Below are 16,016 nucleotides of genomic sequence, written 5' to 3'. Positions count from 1 at the left end.
ATCGTCCGAGCGTCAGCCACTCCGATAGCGAACCGCCAAGCGAACCTCCGACTTCCGAAAGCAGCACGAGCGAACCATGCAACACGACGTGGATCTGGTCCTGTGGATGGCAGCTCCTTGAAAGTGATTGTCCCGAAGTTGGCGATCCACCGAGCGGATCGGGTGGGTACGACGGTGAAGTTGTGGAGGTGGCAGCATGATGCATTGTCCCAATCTGACCAACGACAACCGCTGCCAAGTCGCCAGCCATCTAGCCGACTGCTCCGTCCAGGCTTCGTCCAGCGGATGCCGAGCCTGCAGCGAGTGTTCGAATCCGCAAGCTGTCAACCTCGTGACGATCGGTATGGCCATCGTCAACAAGCGTCGACGCAATCAAAACGTCGACGAACTAAAAGCACTGCTGAAGAGCTACCTGCCCAATCAGGAAGAGCCCACGACGTTGCGGATCGCGGCTTACAAGCCGGGTCCAGGCAGCGAGCTTCGCAAGATGCTCGCATGGTTCGCAAGACCAAGCGACACCTGCAAGTGTGAGACCCGCGCCGAGACCATGAACGACTGGGGCGTGGAAGGATGCCGTACGAATCTCGACACCATTATCGAATGGCTTTTGGAAGAAGCCCAACTCAGAGGATTACCCCATGGAAAGTTTACTAGAACCATCGCCAAGTCACTTGTGCTCACTGCCATCCGCCGGTTCGAGCGTAAGTTCCCAGACGGTGCACCCGAGCCCAACGAAGATGATTTCGATGCCGACGAAGAAGATCGTTGAACGCTGCTTCCTGATGAATCTCGATCGACGCGATGATCGTCTGCGCGAATGGATGCAGCAACTACCGCAGCCATGGCCATTCCCAGACGTCGAGCGATTCGCAGCCATCGATGGTCGCAAGCTTTCGACGCCCGAGCAGTGGCGAGCCGGCAATGGTGCCTGGGGCTGCTACCGTTCGCACTTGTTGATCCTTGAAAAATGTCTGCTTGAAGGCATCGATTCGTATGTTGTCTTCGAAGATGACGCAGGGTTCGTTCCCGACTTCGTGGAACATCTCGAGGCATACGTTCGTGAGTTGCCTGAAGACTGGGGACTAGCTTACCTCGGAGGTCAGCACCTGTACGCTGCCAAGCATCCGCCGAAGAAGATCAGCGACCACATTTACCGACCTTACAACGTCAATCGCACCCATGCGTTCATGGTGCGAGGTCGCGCAACGATGAAGGCACTCTATCGTCACCTGAACTGGAATGACTGGCATCTGAAGCATCACATCGATCATCACTTGGGTCGTTTGACTCAGCGGCGATACGAAGCCCTGGTCCAAGGCAAGAATGTCGAGAAAGAGTCGATTCCGGTTTACACCCCCGATCGCTGGCTCGTCGGCCAACTGCCGACCAAGTCCAATATCTGCGGTCGCAAGTGGACCCAGACCAGGTTCTTCAACGATGCCAAGAATGCCGACCACAGCGACGCGCCGTTCTTCGCAGTCCTCGGGCCCCATCGCAGTGGCACCAGCTGTGTCGCGATGGTCATGCATCATTTGGGCGTTCACATGGGCAACGAACTCGGTGGCTACGAGGCAACTGGAGGTGGCGAGGCGATCGGCCTTGCCCAGCTCTGTGAAAAGGCGATGCGATTCCCTGCGATCGATCCCAAGATCCCTGACGGTCAGCTCGCCAAGCAACTGAAAGCTTGGATCGTCGCCAGGAAGGCAGAAGCCATTCGTGACCGCACTGTTGCCGGTGGCAAGTATCCGCATCTCTGCCGATTCGCAAGCCACCTCTACGAAGCCCTCGGTAACTCGCTGCGAATCATCGCAGTCGATCGCCCAATCGAAGCCTCGATTCGGTCCCTTCAAGATCGAAGTAGCCGACATCCAGGTCAATGGTTCGCAGCCGGCGATGACGCCTGCGACAAGCTACAGCGTTCGCTACTGGAACATCGCGAGACGTTCATCCAACAGCATCCAGAAGTCCTCGTCCATCGGATCAACTTCGCCAAGCTAACGGAAGATCCTGAAACGGTGATCAATGAACTGATCGCATTCCTCGGAATCGAGCCCACTGCCGAAGAGATCGATTCGGCAATCGCTCATGTGAATCCTCAGCTACGAAAGTTCGGGTGAATTCATGAATACCACGAGCCTGTTCATTCATCATCGCACCGATGCAGTGACCAATGACCATTTTGAGAGACTGAAGCGTTTCTCGCGTGGATCAGTGGTTGCGATATCGTCATCAGAGCCGCTTCCAGGTGGCTTCTCAATCGATGATTGCAGCTCATCGCTTTGGCGCGATGTCGTTAACACATTCCCACATCTTCGGGCCAAAGCGACAGATCTCCTGCTAATCGACTGGTTTCGAAATCGGAGACAAGACTCGGATCGTTACGCGATCTTCGAATGGGACACGCTGGTGAATGTCGAGGTCGATGGCTGGTTCAGCGATGTTGCTCGCTATCCACTCGCAGCACCTTCAATCCGCTTGTTTCATCGGGAGCCCGATTGGTTCAGGCGACACTGGAAATCGTTACCGCAAACCATCGCCCCCTTTGCCACTGGGATCGTTCCGTTTTCTTGCGTTTTGGTCTCTCACGAAGCCTTAGAACGGACATCAACAGCATACAACGAGTACTTGCCCAGTCTGCCCGATGCGACTGGTGAGCTGCGGTTTCCGACGATTGCTGCAATCTGTGGACTTAGTCCAGTGGCGATTCCCAATTCGCATACGGTGACCTGGAAGCCATTCATGCCACTGGGCTTGGCTGAGACGATTTACCATCCAGTAAAACGGAAGTTTCAAGAGCCCACGCCATGGATGCAGCCAGCCGAAATCACCGCGTTTGAATCGTTGCTTAAGCCTGACTATCACGTTCTCGAGTATGGAAGCGGACGCTCTACCTTCTGGCTCTCTGACAGAGTAGCAAAGGTCACCTCGATCGAACACGACGCAGCTTGGCTTCGCGCCAGCAGTCCCTATCCAAGCAATGTTGAGTTGCGGTATGCGCCGCCGGCATGGCCATCAGAAGCACTTGAGCCTGCGCAGCCAGGGCAATTCGATGAGTATGTGAAGTCGGCCGATGATCTGTCTCCCGACCTTGTTCTGGTCGACGGAAGGTCACGCGTGGATGTCTGCAACCGCTGGGCTACCAAGACACCAACGCTGCTCCATGACGCTCATCGACCTCGATACCGCGAGCTTAGTAAGCGAATCCTAGCTGGCAGCCTGGCCATCGTTGAGGCTTCCTTCGACACGCCAAGAAGTAAAGGAGTGCGTCAATGACACCAGTGGAAGATGTTCTCGCTAAGTTTCGACATCGCTACATCATCATCGGCTCCGGCGCACTTCGCTTGCACGGGATCGATTGGGAGGAAGGCGATCTCGACATCTGGCTCGATCCCAACCTTAGCGATGACGAGTGGCAAGCCGCGGTCGATGTGGCGGCTGGATCGCTTCGAAAACCGTGGAAGCGAGGCGAGCCTGACGGAGCCGGAGGCTTACGCGCATCGACTCGTATCGCCTGTTCGCCACCGCTAGATGTGATGCGAGAAGTCATGGGCTGTACCGCAGACGACTTTGAGAAGGCCTTTGACAATTCGCTGATCTCCTTTTACGGGAACGTCGCTCCACTGAGCTCGATCTTGCATATCAAACGCAGCGCGAAGCGTCTCAAAGACTATCGCCATGCCATCAAACTTGCTCGAAAACTCCTTAACGCGTGGTGAAACATGGAAGCAACTGTACCCATTCAAGACATTACCTTTTGCATAAAGACCATTCATCGGCCTTGGGCCTGCCATCGACTCGTCCAGTCGCTTCGAAAGGAGTTCGGCGAACCCAAGATCGTTGTCGTTGACGATGGTCTTCCCGAACATTGGTTCTCGCGAAAGTATCCCGAGACCGCCAAACACTGCAAAGTGATTGATCTCCAGCAGCACGATGTGGGTGTCGGCATTGGACGCAATACAGCAATCGACGCGGCAGAAACCGAGTTCATCTTTCTGCTCGACGATGACCAAATCGTAACGCCAGATCTGCATCTTGACCGAGTCTACCAGCGGTTCATGGAGTACGGCCTCGACATTTTGGCTGTGCGTCAGGGCGCTGGTGGCCGTCCAATGCTGTTCAGCCCGTTGATGAATGGCAGCCGGATCTGGATGCATCGAGGCGAACACAAACGTATCGGTGAGACCAGTTGGTGCGACATGGTCAGCAACGCTTTCCTGGCGCGACGCGACACGATCGGCCGCGTTCGCTGGGATGACGAGATCAAAACGTACGAGCACTGGGAGTTCTTCTACCGAGCGTCCCATATTGAACATCTGCAAATCGCCGTGGCTCTCGACTGCTCAGTAGTCCACGACCACGTGGCAGCCAAGCCTTACGGCGCTCTGCGAGCCCGACCCAAGTTCCGCCGATTGGGGCTCCGTAAGCACGGCTTTGATTCACTGCGTTATCCAGGAGGAGGTATCGTCCATGCGTGATCGTGTCACATTCTGCATCAAGACCATCCATCGCCCTCATTGTTGCGCGACTCTGGTGCGTAGCATTTACGAGCATTGTGGCGATGATCGTCCGCTGATCTACGTCCTCGACGACGGCAAGCCTGATCTGCGATTTTCGCAAGTCTGTCCCGACGAAGCCACGTTGGTCGATAGACTCATTGAGACTGAATATGACATCGGGTTGTCGGCTGGTCGCAATCGTCTCGTTGAAGCCGCGCAAACAAGGATGGTGATCTTCTCTGACGATGATCACGTGGTTGGCCCACAGACTCGACTGAATGATCTGGTTCGCAAGTTCGAGTCGAGTCGCCTCGATCTATTAGCAACGCTCAGCAAGCAACCGCATCGTGCCCATCCTGATGGCGCGCCACGTTTACTGAAGTCAGCCGGTGGCGTTCTTCACATTCCGCGCGGTGAGTATCGACGCATCGGCGACATCGCCGAGTGCGCATTCGTTTGTAACTGCTTTGTTGCCCATCGCGACATCCTGCAGGCAATTCGATGGGATGAAGAACTGAAGGTCGACGAGCACTGGGACTTTTTCTGGCGAGCCAAGGTTGCCGGCGTCAAGGTCGGTGTGGCGACGGACCACATCTTTCCGCACATCCACGTCGATCCGCCCGCCTACAAGCGACATCGCCCCGTCTTCCTGAAACAAGCCTTGCGTAAGCACAACCTACGCAAAGTTCTCTGGCGCTGATTTCTGTTTCTTTCGTTTCCCCAGCTTCTTTAAGGAGTGTTTATGACAACCACGAACCATGGACCATTTGGTCCCAACGGCGAGCGACCACCGGGTTGGCCTCCACCGCCGTTTGATCCGCCAGGTGAACCGCTACCGTACGTTCCACCGCCAGATCCACCGGGATCTAGCTCGGAGCCCCGGCCCGATTGGTGGCCCGAGGACTGGGTATGGCCTCCGGTGCCCGAGCCGCCGATTGAAGTGTTGGTACCGCCTCCACTGCCCAACATCATCTGGCCGCGGCTGCCTCCACATCATCCGTATCATTTGCCGCCTGGCTACCACTGGCCCGACAACTTGCCACCAGGGCATCCAGGCCACGATGTGAAACCACCGAAGCCACCAGGCGGAAGTGGCGAAGGAGGCAGCGAAGGCTCGGGCGATGAAATTGGTTCAAGTGATTCGGAAGGATGTTGATGATCGAGTTAACCAACCTCGAGTTCCATGCAGCACATGCGTGCAATCTTTATTGTGCGCAGTGCTCGCATTATTCAAACTTCCACGCGGGCGGAATCGTCAGTCTCGATGAGGCACGCGCAAACTTCGACCCGTGGAAAGGCCGACTCGCGCCCAAGCGTATAGCCATTCTCGGTGGCGAACCAACTCTCAACCCAGAGTTGATCTCCATCATCGAGCTTGCAAGACAGTCGTTCCCAGACGCCGAAGGACTGTTCGTCACGAACGGATTCTTCCTGGATCGTCATCCCGACCTACCCCGCGTTCTGATCGACAACCGCTTCCGTATGGACGTCTCCCAACATGGACGTGCGCCGGAGTACATGAAGCGATTTCGCGTCGTCTGCCAGAAGATCCGCGAGTGGCGAGCCAGCTATCCTGATCTGCAAATCAACATTCGCAAATCCCATCGTGGCTGGCGTCAGCAGTACCGCATGGTGGATGGCAAGCCGATGCCGTTCAGCAGCGACCCGAGAGCCGCCTGGAAAATCTGCCTCCAGCGCACCTGCACCCAGCTCTATAAGCAATGCTTGTGGAAATGCCCCGCGCTCGCATACCATGCAATCATGTCCCGCAAGCTGAACCTCGCTGACGAATCCGCGTGGCAACTCTTCCGCGCCTACCAAGCCTGTCCGCCAACGGCAGCAGATCAAGAAGTCCGTGACTTCCTCGCGACCAAGCAAATTCAGCAATGTCGCCTTTGCCCTGCAAAGAAGATCGCGTTCCAACACGGTGATCCGATAGCTCGATATTGAAGCACCGCCGCCATTGTCCAACATCGGCTCCCACCAGATCATCCCTATCACTTGCCACCAGGTTATCACTACCCTGACGATCTGCCCGAGGGCAATCCAGGTCACAATTACCTAGGCATGCCACCGTATCCGGTAATCGCCCCGTGCGGATGAACTCTTGGATGATTAAGTCCGAGAGCACGAAGCATTGAAGTCAGTAGGAAGACCTTGTGTACTGCGGCGCGTGACGATGTACGATAGTACGGCTTGAGATCAAGGGAGGTGGTGATGACGGACTGCGGATGTGAACTAGAAGGCGAAAACGATGCCCAGAGGAAGACGCTTCGTGTAGTGCTGGCGATCAATTCGGCGATGTTCTGCATCGAACTCACAGTGGGTTTGCTAGCAAGTTCCACAGGATTGATTGCTGATTCATTGGACATGCTTGCGGACGCCAGCGTCTACGCAATCAGTCTCTACGCTGTTGGTCGCGCCGAGATCATCCGCGTACGCGCAGCAACTGTTAGCGGCACGCTGCAGATCGTTCTTGGTGTTGGTGTCTTACTAGAAGCAGTACGCCGATTTCTTGGCGACAGTGAGCCGCTCGGAACCGCGATGATATCCACAGGCTTCCTTGCCTTTGCCGCCAATGCGATTTGCTTAAAATTGATCAGCCGACATAAAGGCGGCGACATCAATTTTCGGGCATCTTATATCTTCTCAGCAAACGACGTCATCGCGAACATCGGCGTCATCGTTTCGGGCATCTTGGTTCTATTACTTGGGTCCCAGCTTCCCGATTTGATGATTGCCGTATTGATCGCCGGAATTGTTGTGTGTGGTGGCGTGAATATTCTGAGGGATGTCGACCGCCGCAAAGAATAAGGGCTGTAATCGCTTTTCGTTCAGTCCACGCGAGAGATGCTATTCGCGATAAGCTAACAACCGCAACGCGTTGAACACGACCACTAGCGTGCTACCTTCATGCAAGGCAACGGCGGGGCCGATGTTGAGTCCAAGTATCGTGGCGGGGACAAGGAAGACGACCATGCCAAGGCTGATCCAAAGGTTCTGACGAATGATTCGTCGTGTGGCTCGGCTCAGTCCGATGGCAAGTGGCAAGTGATCGAGGTTGTCTGCCATCAGGGCGACATCGGCGGTCTCAAGAGCAACGTCACTACCTGCGGCTCCCATCGCAATACCGACGGATGCAGATGCCATGGCAGGGGCGTCGTTAACGCCGTCACCGACCATCGCCACACCGCCTTCACTTTGCAGACGCTTAATCTCGTTGACTTTATCGGCGGGCATTAAGTCGCCTCGGGCTTCATCAAGTCCGACTTCTTTCGCCACTGCATCAGCGACCTTCTGATTGTCGCCCGAAATCATAATCATTCGCTTAATGCCGAGTTCGCGAAGCCGTGCGATCGTTCGCTTCGATGCTTCTCGCGGCGTGTCCATCAATCCGACCACGCCAAGATAACGATCGCCGCGGCGAACAATCATCGTCGTGCGTCCGTTTTCTTCCAACGATTCGACTATCTCGCGAACACTGTCAGGTACCTTCGGACCATCTACTTCATTAAACAAATCATCCTTTCCGATGTGAACGACTTCACCACCGACGGTAGCTTGGATACCTCGTCCTGTGATACTTTTCAAATCAGTGGCGACTGGTATCTCTGCCAAACTACGAGGTTCTCGATCTCTTAGTCTTCTCTTGCCATCGCGAACGACTGCTTTGGCAAGCGGATGTTTACTTAGGTCTTCGACTGCCACTACGATTCGCAAAAGCTCCGACTCATCGATACCTTCGGCAGTGCGAATGTCCGTAACTTTGGGCTCACCCTCGGTCAGTGTGCCGGTTTTGTCAAAGGCGATTGCGTCGAGGCTACCGAGGCTTTCCAGTGGTCCACCACCTTTGATAAGGATGCCACCGCGAGCGGCTCGGGCAACTCCGCTGAGTACCGCACTGGGCGTGGCGATTGCCAGCGCACAGGGACTGGAAGCAACGAGGACCGCCATGGCTCGGTAAAACGATTGGCTGAATTTCTCTTCGAGGACCAGGGGCGCAAACAACAACAGCACCACACCTGCGATGACCGTTGGAACGAAGTATCGCTCAAACTGCTTCGTGAACTTCTGTGTTGGTGATACCCGCGTTTCCGCTTCGCTCACCATCGTTAAGACTCGCGCTAAAGTATTTTCCGACGTGAGCTTCGTCACTTGAACTTCGAGCGATCCGGATTGGTTGATCGTGCCAGCGAACGCACGATGTTCCGGGGGAAGTGAATCTGAATCGGACGCTGCAGCATCAATATCATCAACGGGCCGCTTGTCGACTGGCACACTTTCACCGGTGATTGGAGCTTGGTTGATGCTCGATTCGCCAGCAATCACAAACCCGTCCGCTGGAACTCTCTCGTCCGGCTTGATGATGACAATATCACCGACAATCAAATCATCGACTGCGATCTCTTGTTCGGTACCATTGCGTCTAACTCGCGCCGTTTTGGGAGCGAGTTCGGACAACGCCTCAATTGCCCGCTTGGCTCTTCCCATCGCGTAGCCTTCCAAAGCGTGACCGATGCTAAAGAGAAACAGTAGTAGCGCGCCTTCCGCCCATGCCCCCAGTGCGCCTGCGCCCGCTGCAGCGACGATCATCAGAAAATCAATTTCAAACTTGCCCGCAAGTATCTTCGCGAATGCCTCTGCGACCGTGTAGTAGCCACCAAAAGCGTAAGCGGAAATGTAAAGCCCAAGCGGGATCCATTCATTGAGATTGGTGAATGTTTCAATTAACCAGCCAATTAGCAGAAGTATGCCACAAAGAATCGCAAAGATAAGCTCAGTCTTTTCTCCAAACACGCCACCATGTGCATGGTCATGTCCCATTTCGTCTTGCGACCTGTGGTCTGTCGTATTGGCACCGCTAGAGTGTGAGTGTTGCTTCAACTCTTCCGTGCCTTTGGTCCAGCTACGGAGCAATTGATCTATCGTCGCTTCGTCGGTTTGCCGTCGGTCGAACTCAAGTCGGATTGTGCCATCCGGGGAGACAACCGCTTCAAGTACGCCTCCGACTCGCCCCAGGTTGGCTTCGATCGCACTTGCGCGACGGGCGTGCATTGCCTGCCCGGTCCGTAGAAGGTGCACATAGGTTGCATCCAACGACGCGCCGCTCTTTAATGCCGCATCACGCACCTCCGAAGCGGAAACAACCGCTGGATCGAAGTGAATGCAGACGGTGCCAGGTTGGCCGGTCGGAGAGACGGAGAGATGAGCTGATTCAATGCCGCTCTTGGTTTTCAGCAATGAGATCATGCGTTCGATGCAGGCATCCGCCGAATCGATCTCACTGCCAAAAAGCAAACGAATTTCAAGCTTTAGTTTCTCCATGGTTCCTCCGATTCTTTCAATGAGGCGGCGGGTGTGCTAGTCGCGATGAAGCAGTGCAAGGAACGCACCAAGTTGACAATGGCCCGCCGCTCGCTGTTTATCACGTTTAATGCGCATGATCGTGCCCGGCGTGGTCGTGATGAATCTCACCGCGGTAGGCCTTCCCGCCGATCACGACGCTGAGCTTGGCTGCGGCATGATCGTGTTCCAACTCTTTGACCAACTCTGCGTTTTGCAACGTGAAGCGTGACGACTTGCCTGCCGGGTCATCGGCATCTGGAGTAGCTACAAGTTTGAACTGCTCAGCTTTTCCCTCGTGGACAAGATTGATGGCTATGTCAGTTGCGTCGATTGGAGTCGCTTTCGTAGCGACAGCGTCAAGAATGTAGATGGTGACGGTCGTCTCGTCGTGCACTAGTTCAGCGTGATACTCTTCGTTGCCCAATTCGATCAGCGTCCCGTGGTGTGGGCCTTCGGTTGGATGGGCGTGTGAGTCGACCGTGGCCGGTGGAGCTGAGTCCATCATCAGAGGTGTATCGGCTTCGCTGGTTTGTATTGAGTCGTTGTTGCAACCCGCTGCAAGCACTACTGCTGCCAGTGTGCAGAAATAGAGATACTTCATGGTTCAATGATCCTTATTGAGATTGTTTGGAATTTGAGATAGCTTGCGTGGTCTAGTGCTTATGCTCTGCGACTTCGAAGCCGCTCTTTTTGAGCCATGCCATCAGCTGTTCAGCAGCGGCATGGTCGGCAACGTGAACATCGCGCCAGACGGGGCTGCGATAGCGGATATCGCTATGATTTCCATGCTTTTCAGCGGCAACTTCAACGCCTAGCCGTGTGAGCGTATCAACAAATTGCTTTTCTTGTTCGCTGCCATTGCCGTGTACGGACTTCCATTTGATCAAGCGGAACTCTACCGACTCCTTGCCTTCGGCGTATGACGCATCGACGTGACCGTGAGAAACATCGAAGCCACTTCCCTTGAGCCAACCCAGCCATTGTTCAGCGAGCGCATGAGTCTTAACTTCCATGGACTTCCAATTAGGACATCGGTAGGAAAGATCGATATGTCCGGCGTGCTTACCCTGCTTAACTTCACATCCAAGCTTTGTCACCATATCGAGGTGCTGCTGGGCTTTGGCAGCGTCTTCAAAGTGCATGGTTTTCCACTCGGGAAGCACGAAAGCCAACGTCTCGCCACCATGCGCATGGTCGGCATGATCGCCGTGATTGTGGCCAGCATGAGCATCGGTTTGTTGCGACCAGACGGGCGTTGAACTTAGACAGCCCAGCGAAACAATACCTGCAACGCAAACTGAAAATAATCGTTTCATCTCTTTACACTCCGTTTAAGGAATCACGACAACGTACGAGCCCTGAACACCAAGGCTCTTTTCAAAAGGGGAACACTAAGCTGCTCGAGCAACGACCTCGTCATTGAGTTCGATTTGCGTGTGTGCAGCCTTCACGGCTCGCTCGGCGGACCGAATGCCGAATAGCCAGAACAAAGCGGGGTGGACGAAGAAATCGAGCATTGTCGAACTGACAACGCCTCCGAGAATCACTGTTGCCACGGGGTAAAGTATCTCTTTCCCCGGTTCGCCGGCCGCGAGCACCAGCGGTATAAGCGCGATACCGGCGGTCAGTGCAGTCATCAGCACCGGTGCAAGTCGTTCAAGGCCCGCACGGACAATCATCTCCTTGGTAAAGCTTTCGCCTTCGAACTCCACGAGATGGATGTAGTGCTGGAGCAGAAGCACGCCGTTTCGCGACGCAATACCAGCCAGCGAAATGAAGCCAACCATCGATGCGATCGTCACTGTTTGACCGGTAAGCACCAAAGCAGCCACCGAGCCGATGAAGGCCATCGGCAATGCAGCCATGACTTGCAGTGCCAAGTTCACGGTGCGAAACAGCGTGTATAGGACGAAGAACACACCGACGAGAGAGATCGCAAACAGGATTCCAATGACACGGCTCGCGGATTGTTGGCTTTGAAATTGACCTTCATAGGTTGGGTAATAACCAGCGGGTAAGGTCTCGATGATCGGCGCGATCGCCTTCTTAATGTCTTGCACTACATCGACGACGCCACGGTCTGCAACGTTGCATTGAATGACGACACGCCGACGCACATTCTCGCGATTCACCGTGTTGGGGCCGCCAGACTCGTAAATACGAGCGACATTACCAAGCGGTACTGTGCCACCCTCAGGCAACTGAATTGGCAGTCGCTTGAGTGCGTTGATATCCTCGCGATAGTTATCTTGCATGCGAACGGTGAGATCGAAAGTGCGCATGCCGTCGAGAATCTCTGAGGCAACTTTGCCATTCATCGCAGTTTGGACGTACTCATTTACGTCGTTGACTTGCAAACCAAGTTGTTTGAGTTGCCCTCGATCCATCTCGACTCGCAATTGAGGAATGATGACTTGAGGTTCAATCATCAAGTCGGTCACGCCAGGCACAATTGCCATCTCAGCTTTGATTTGCTCCGCCTTTTGCCGCAGCAGATCGAGATCATCGCCATAGAGCTTCACGCCAACCTGGGCCTTAACGCCCGAGAGCATGTGAGAGATCAAGTGAGCAATTGGCTGCTCCGTGGCGGTGACGATGCCTGGGATTTGATCCATCGAGCTACGGATGTTCTGCAGTTGCTGCTCACGAGATTGTGACGAATTCGGGTCGAGCTCAATCAAGTACTCGCTCATATTGACCCCTTCGGCATGTTCGTCCAATTCCGCGCGACCAGTGCGTCTCACGAATCGTTGAACGTCGGGTATCTCCATCAAAGCCGACTCAACCGTGCGATTAATCCCTGCCGATGCAGCCAGCGAGGTACCGGGTGGCAACACAACGTTTAGCTGAACAGTGCCTTCATTGAACGGAGGCAAGAAGTCTCGCTCCAGCCGCGATAAGAATAGACCGGCCAAGACGACGATCGCAACAGTTACGCCTAAATTGAGCCACGGGAACGCAAGACTGAAACGGATGACACGTTCTCCAATCCACTTCACACCTCGCAGTACAAAACCATCCTTCTCGTGGCCCTTGCTGCTGATGCTCCCCAGTAGCCAATAGGACAGTACCGGAGTCACCGTCAGCGACACCAACAAGGATGCCAGGATCGATACGATGTATGCCACGCCCAGCGGAGCAAACAGTTTGCCTTCCATGCCACCAAGTGCAAACAAAGGCAGGAACACGAGAATAACGATCATCGTGCTGAAGACGATCGATCGACGAACCTCTGCACTCGCTCGGTAGACGACTAACAGTGGATGAAGTGGGTTCGCGGCCGAACGATTCTCTTTCAACCGTCGAAAAATGTTCTCGACATCAACAATCGCATCGTCGACCAACTCGCCCATCGCCACAGCAATGCCGCCGAGCGTCATCGTATTGATGGAGAGCCCAAACACAGCAAAAATCAATGCCGTCATCACCAGCGATAGTGGTATTGCAGTCAGCGTGATAAAGGTCGTGCGTACATTCATCAAGAACAAGAACAGGATGATGACCACGAGGATCACACCATCTCGAAGTGCTTCTTCGACATTTTTAATCGCACGATCAATGAATGACTTTTGCGAGTACGTCGCTTCAATCCGGACTCCCGGTGAGAGCGATGGTTTTAGCTCCTCAAGAGCGTCTATGATGGAATCGGTAACGGCTCTCGTATCCGCGCCGGGCTGCTTGTTAACAGTTAGAACGACAGCAGGACCACCGGAGAACGCCGATTCGCCTTCAGCTTTTCGTACGAAAGCCGAACTGTCACCGCGTTTGACTTGCGCGCCCTCATGAATCTCAGCGACTTGCGACAGTAGCACCGGCCGGCCATCGCGGATCGTGATAGGTATATCCTGCAGGTCGCCGACAGATTGAATTCGTCCAAGGCTGCGAACCAGAAATTCACTGGGGCCTTGTTGGTCAAGATATCCTCCGGTCCCGTTTTCGTTGCTCTTGCTAACCGCAGTTTCGACTTGTTCGAGCGTGACACCGTAACGCGTCATGGCATCGGGATTAACACGAACTTGAAACTGCTTGCGCTCGCCGCCCATGGTAAAAACCTGCGAAACTCCTGGAATCGTAAGCAGGCGTTGGCGGACGACCCAATCTGCTTCCGTTCGCAATTCCATGGGGGTGACATCCGGATTGTCTGTCCACATTCCCAGCATCAGGATCTGTCCCATGATGGACGAGATCGGTGCGAGTTGTGGCTGTATGCCCGCGGGCAAGCGATCTTGTACCAACTGCATTCGTTCAGCCACGATCTGCCGGTCTGTATAAACGTCTGTGCCATAGGCGAATTCGACGTAGATGACGGAAATGCCTACGCCAGAGGAGCTTCGGACTGCTTCCACGCCGTTGGCACCGTTGATCGTGGTTTCGATGGGAAACGTGATCAACGTTTCGACTTCTTCCGGGGCCATTCCTGGCGCTTCGGTCATGATCACGACACGAGGACGATTTAGATCAGGGAATACATCGATAGGCATCTGGAAAATCTGCCAGGTGCCGATTCCGATCAATCCAAGTGCGATGGCAATGACTAGCAAGCGCTGATGGAGCGCGAACTTGATTAATGCATTTAACATTCGAGAGTGCTCCGTGCTTAGTGGTTATGGCCTGCGTGCGGGTCTGCGCCTGCACCGGACTTGTTTTTGATGGCCATCTGCATCTGATGCGCAGAACGCAGTGCAACCACGTCGCCTGGAAAGATTGCTCCGTCACTCTCGATCACAACATATTTCTGGTCTCGATACTTCACATGTACGGCGACACGATCAAAGTGATCCCCATTCTGTTGAAACACAAACCAATCCGCTCCGTCTTTCACAGCCGCATCCACTGGAAGAACAATCTGCTTTTCCCAAGCCTCAACGGGGACGCGAACTTCAAGCCGCTGACCTACGCGATACTTCCAAGTGACAAATCTTTGTCCCTCGTTTGTGGTTTCATCGCGAAGAATTCTGTTTGGCAAATTGACGAAGAAAGACAGCGTTCGCGACTGCGCATCAACGGCGTTCGCAACGAATGCTAACTTAAGGTCGGCTAAGGTTTCTTGGCCCGACACTCCTGGAATGATCGCCTCGATTGGCCAGCCCTTAGCCGCAACTTCGGCGATCGCTGGGGCATCCTGTTCAAACGCCTTGCCCTCGATGTAGAGAGACGAATAGTCGGAAAGCGTGCAGAGCATTTCGCCGGCTTGTACACCTTGCCCCTTTGAAGCGCTCAATCGTTCCAAGATCAACGGCTCTGGCTCGTGAACTGCCGGTGGTTGATTCTGAGGCTGAAAGGAGGCTGCTCGAAATCGGCGATCGCTCAATCGCAGATTATTTTCATCATGTGAATGATTGTCGATTTCCGGAGCGACAATGGTGAGATCGCGCAGCAAGCGTTGTTCGCGAACAATCGTGTCGATTTGCTCGTCGCTCAGCCCATGCAGTTTCAGTGCAGCTCGTTGGGCGGCAATTGAGCTTTGCAGTTTTTGAAGAGCGTACTGCCGTTCCAGCAAGATCTTACTGGCGACTGCACCGGAGCGAGTCACTTCTTCAAGCCGCGTGATCTCGCGTTCTTCCACAGCAACGTCAGCCAAGTTCTTAATCAACTGCGTCTGCGTGTCGACGAGATCTTCATACGTCAGACGAACTTCGAAAAGCATATCCCCTGGTACGACTGCCTCGCCGCTCACGGCGTGTACATGTTGCACAATGCCGATCATGGGCGACGACACTTTTATGTCGGTTCGGCCCGGCTTCGCGACAACGATCGCTGGAACGGTGACGGTACGATAGAAGTTTGAAAGCTCAATTGGCCGAAGATACTCGGCCGTCAAGCCAAGGTTCTTAAGCGATTGGGGAGTCAGCTCGAGCGTGCTGCTCTCGTCATGCCCTGCGTGGTCGTGTCCATCTTCTTCATGAGCATGGTCGTGCTCTTCGTCTGAATGGGCATCCCCTTCGCCTGCCTCACTCATGGATTCTTTGCGAGCAGCAACCGTTCCGTCGATCCAGCCGTTTAAGGCTGGCCACCACTTAGGATAGAAGAACACGGCGACGGCAACTAATGACAATCCAACACCCCATCTAATCCATGGGTTGTGGAGCATCGTGTGAAGTGAGAGCTTTTTCATAGTGAACTCGACAATTGAAAATCCATTTCGAAGGTGATAGCGCGCGGCCACTCGATCTA

14 protein-coding genes are annotated in these 16,016 nt (G+C 54.4%); 9 read left to right on the top strand and 5 right to left on the bottom strand.

Annotated elements, in window-relative coordinates:
- The first annotated feature begins 196 nt into the window (after nucleotides 1-196).
- The 9 genes from VN12_RS05525 (at nucleotide 197) to VN12_RS05485 (ending at nucleotide 7,310) form a co-directional block, all read left to right on the top strand.
- Nucleotides 197-769 (top strand): hypothetical protein, encoded by a 573-nt coding sequence (locus VN12_RS05525; RefSeq protein WP_146675886.1) that lies wholly within the window; start codon nucleotides 197-199, stop codon nucleotides 767-769.
- Nucleotides 747-2,117 carry a glycosyltransferase family 25 protein gene (locus VN12_RS05520; RefSeq protein ID WP_240491332.1) on the top strand — a complete coding sequence of 457 codons (1,371 nt, stop codon included), beginning with the start codon at nucleotides 747-749 and terminating at the stop codon, nucleotides 2,115-2,117. Before VN12_RS05525 ends, VN12_RS05520 begins: the two co-directional genes overlap by 23 nt.
- Before the next feature lie 4 nt (nucleotides 2,118-2,121).
- Nucleotides 2,122-3,273, top strand: coding sequence for a hypothetical protein (locus VN12_RS05515; RefSeq protein ID WP_146675885.1), 1,152 nt, complete (start codon nucleotides 2,122-2,124; stop codon nucleotides 3,271-3,273).
- Nucleotides 3,270-3,716 carry a hypothetical protein gene (locus VN12_RS05510; RefSeq protein ID WP_146675884.1) on the top strand — a complete coding sequence of 149 codons (447 nt, stop codon included), beginning with the start codon at nucleotides 3,270-3,272 and terminating at the stop codon, nucleotides 3,714-3,716. Before VN12_RS05515 ends, VN12_RS05510 begins: the two co-directional genes overlap by 4 nt.
- A gap of 3 nt (nucleotides 3,717-3,719) precedes the next feature.
- A complete protein-coding gene (locus VN12_RS05505; RefSeq protein WP_146675883.1) occupies nucleotides 3,720-4,475 on the top strand; it encodes a glycosyltransferase family 2 protein in 756 nt (251 codons plus the stop codon).
- Nucleotides 4,468-5,196 (top strand): glycosyltransferase family 2 protein, encoded by a 729-nt coding sequence (locus VN12_RS05500; RefSeq protein ID WP_146675882.1) that lies wholly within the window; start codon nucleotides 4,468-4,470, stop codon nucleotides 5,194-5,196. The genes VN12_RS05505 and VN12_RS05500 overlap by 8 nt, the downstream gene beginning before the upstream one ends.
- Nucleotides 5,197-5,238: 42 nt before the next feature.
- A complete protein-coding gene (locus tag VN12_RS05495) occupies nucleotides 5,239-5,652 on the top strand; it encodes a hypothetical protein (protein WP_146675881.1) in 414 nt (137 codons plus the stop codon).
- Nucleotides 5,652-6,446 carry a radical SAM protein gene (locus tag VN12_RS05490; RefSeq protein ID WP_240491331.1) on the top strand — a complete coding sequence of 265 codons (795 nt, stop codon included), beginning with the start codon at nucleotides 5,652-5,654 and terminating at the stop codon, nucleotides 6,444-6,446. The genes VN12_RS05495 and VN12_RS05490 overlap by 1 nt, the downstream gene beginning before the upstream one ends.
- Before the next feature lie 267 nt (nucleotides 6,447-6,713).
- Nucleotides 6,714-7,310 carry a cation transporter gene (locus VN12_RS05485; RefSeq protein WP_146675879.1) on the top strand — a complete coding sequence of 199 codons (597 nt, stop codon included), beginning with the start codon at nucleotides 6,714-6,716 and terminating at the stop codon, nucleotides 7,308-7,310.
- Nucleotides 7,311-7,349: 39 nt separating this feature from the next.
- On the opposite strand, the gene VN12_RS05480 is transcribed toward VN12_RS05485, so the two are convergent.
- From VN12_RS05480 to VN12_RS05460, 5 genes are all read right to left on the bottom strand, one after another.
- The gene (locus tag VN12_RS05480) at nucleotides 7,350-9,821 is read right to left on the bottom strand and encodes a heavy metal translocating P-type ATPase (RefSeq protein WP_146675878.1); all 2,472 of its coding nucleotides are present in this window, start codon (nucleotides 9,819-9,821) and stop codon (nucleotides 7,350-7,352) included.
- A 106-nt stretch (nucleotides 9,822-9,927) separates the two neighbouring features.
- Nucleotides 9,928-10,443 (bottom strand): hypothetical protein, encoded by a 516-nt coding sequence (locus VN12_RS05475; RefSeq protein WP_146675877.1) that lies wholly within the window; start codon nucleotides 10,441-10,443, stop codon nucleotides 9,928-9,930.
- A 52-nt stretch (nucleotides 10,444-10,495) separates the two neighbouring features.
- Nucleotides 10,496-11,158: a hypothetical protein gene (locus tag VN12_RS05470; protein WP_146675876.1), complete on the bottom strand. Its 663-nt coding sequence runs from the start codon at nucleotides 11,156-11,158 to the stop codon at nucleotides 10,496-10,498.
- Nucleotides 11,159-11,233: 75 nt separating this feature from the next.
- Nucleotides 11,234-14,422 (bottom strand): efflux RND transporter permease subunit, encoded by a 3,189-nt coding sequence (locus VN12_RS05465; RefSeq protein WP_146675875.1) that lies wholly within the window; start codon nucleotides 14,420-14,422, stop codon nucleotides 11,234-11,236.
- Nucleotides 14,423-14,439: 17 nt separating this feature from the next.
- On the bottom strand, nucleotides 14,440-15,957 hold the full coding sequence (locus VN12_RS05460) for an efflux RND transporter periplasmic adaptor subunit (RefSeq protein WP_146675874.1): 1,518 nt from the start codon (nucleotides 15,955-15,957) through the stop codon (nucleotides 14,440-14,442).
- Nucleotides 15,958-16,016 lie beyond the last annotated feature (59 nt).

This window comes from Pirellula sp. SH-Sr6A, assembly GCF_001610875.1.
Taxonomy (GTDB): domain Bacteria; phylum Planctomycetota; class Planctomycetia; order Pirellulales; family Pirellulaceae; genus JBKCUI01.
The sequence above is the reverse complement of the archived record's forward strand: the minus strand, read 5'-3'. Positions and strand labels throughout refer to the sequence as shown.

Excerpts from the sequence above, each read along its gene's own strand:
- VN12_RS05525 (WP_146675886.1), top strand. The coding sequence starts at position 197 with ATGATGCATTGTCCCAATCTGACCAACGACAACCGCTGCCAAGTCGCC.
- VN12_RS05520 (WP_240491332.1), top strand. The coding sequence starts at position 747 with ATGCCGACGAAGAAGATCGTTGAACGCTGCTTCCTGATGAATCTCGAT.
- VN12_RS05515 (WP_146675885.1), top strand. The coding sequence starts at position 2,122 with ATGAATACCACGAGCCTGTTCATTCATCATCGCACCGATGCAGTGACC.
- VN12_RS05510 (WP_146675884.1), top strand. The coding sequence starts at position 3,270 with ATGACACCAGTGGAAGATGTTCTCGCTAAGTTTCGACATCGCTACATC.
- VN12_RS05505 (WP_146675883.1), top strand. The coding sequence starts at position 3,720 with ATGGAAGCAACTGTACCCATTCAAGACATTACCTTTTGCATAAAGACC.
- VN12_RS05500 (WP_146675882.1), top strand. The coding sequence starts at position 4,468 with ATGCGTGATCGTGTCACATTCTGCATCAAGACCATCCATCGCCCTCAT.
- VN12_RS05495 (WP_146675881.1), top strand. The coding sequence starts at position 5,239 with ATGACAACCACGAACCATGGACCATTTGGTCCCAACGGCGAGCGACCA.
- VN12_RS05490 (WP_240491331.1), top strand. The coding sequence starts at position 5,652 with ATGATCGAGTTAACCAACCTCGAGTTCCATGCAGCACATGCGTGCAAT.
- VN12_RS05485 (WP_146675879.1), top strand. The coding sequence starts at position 6,714 with ATGACGGACTGCGGATGTGAACTAGAAGGCGAAAACGATGCCCAGAGG.
- VN12_RS05480 (WP_146675878.1), bottom strand. The coding sequence starts at position 9,821 with ATGGAGAAACTAAAGCTTGAAATTCGTTTGCTTTTTGGCAGTGAGATC.
- VN12_RS05475 (WP_146675877.1), bottom strand. The coding sequence starts at position 10,443 with ATGAAGTATCTCTATTTCTGCACACTGGCAGCAGTAGTGCTTGCAGCG.
- VN12_RS05470 (WP_146675876.1), bottom strand. The coding sequence starts at position 11,158 with ATGAAACGATTATTTTCAGTTTGCGTTGCAGGTATTGTTTCGCTGGGC.
- VN12_RS05465 (WP_146675875.1), bottom strand. The coding sequence starts at position 14,422 with ATGTTAAATGCATTAATCAAGTTCGCGCTCCATCAGCGCTTGCTAGTC.
- VN12_RS05460 (WP_146675874.1), bottom strand. The coding sequence starts at position 15,957 with ATGAAAAAGCTCTCACTTCACACGATGCTCCACAACCCATGGATTAGA.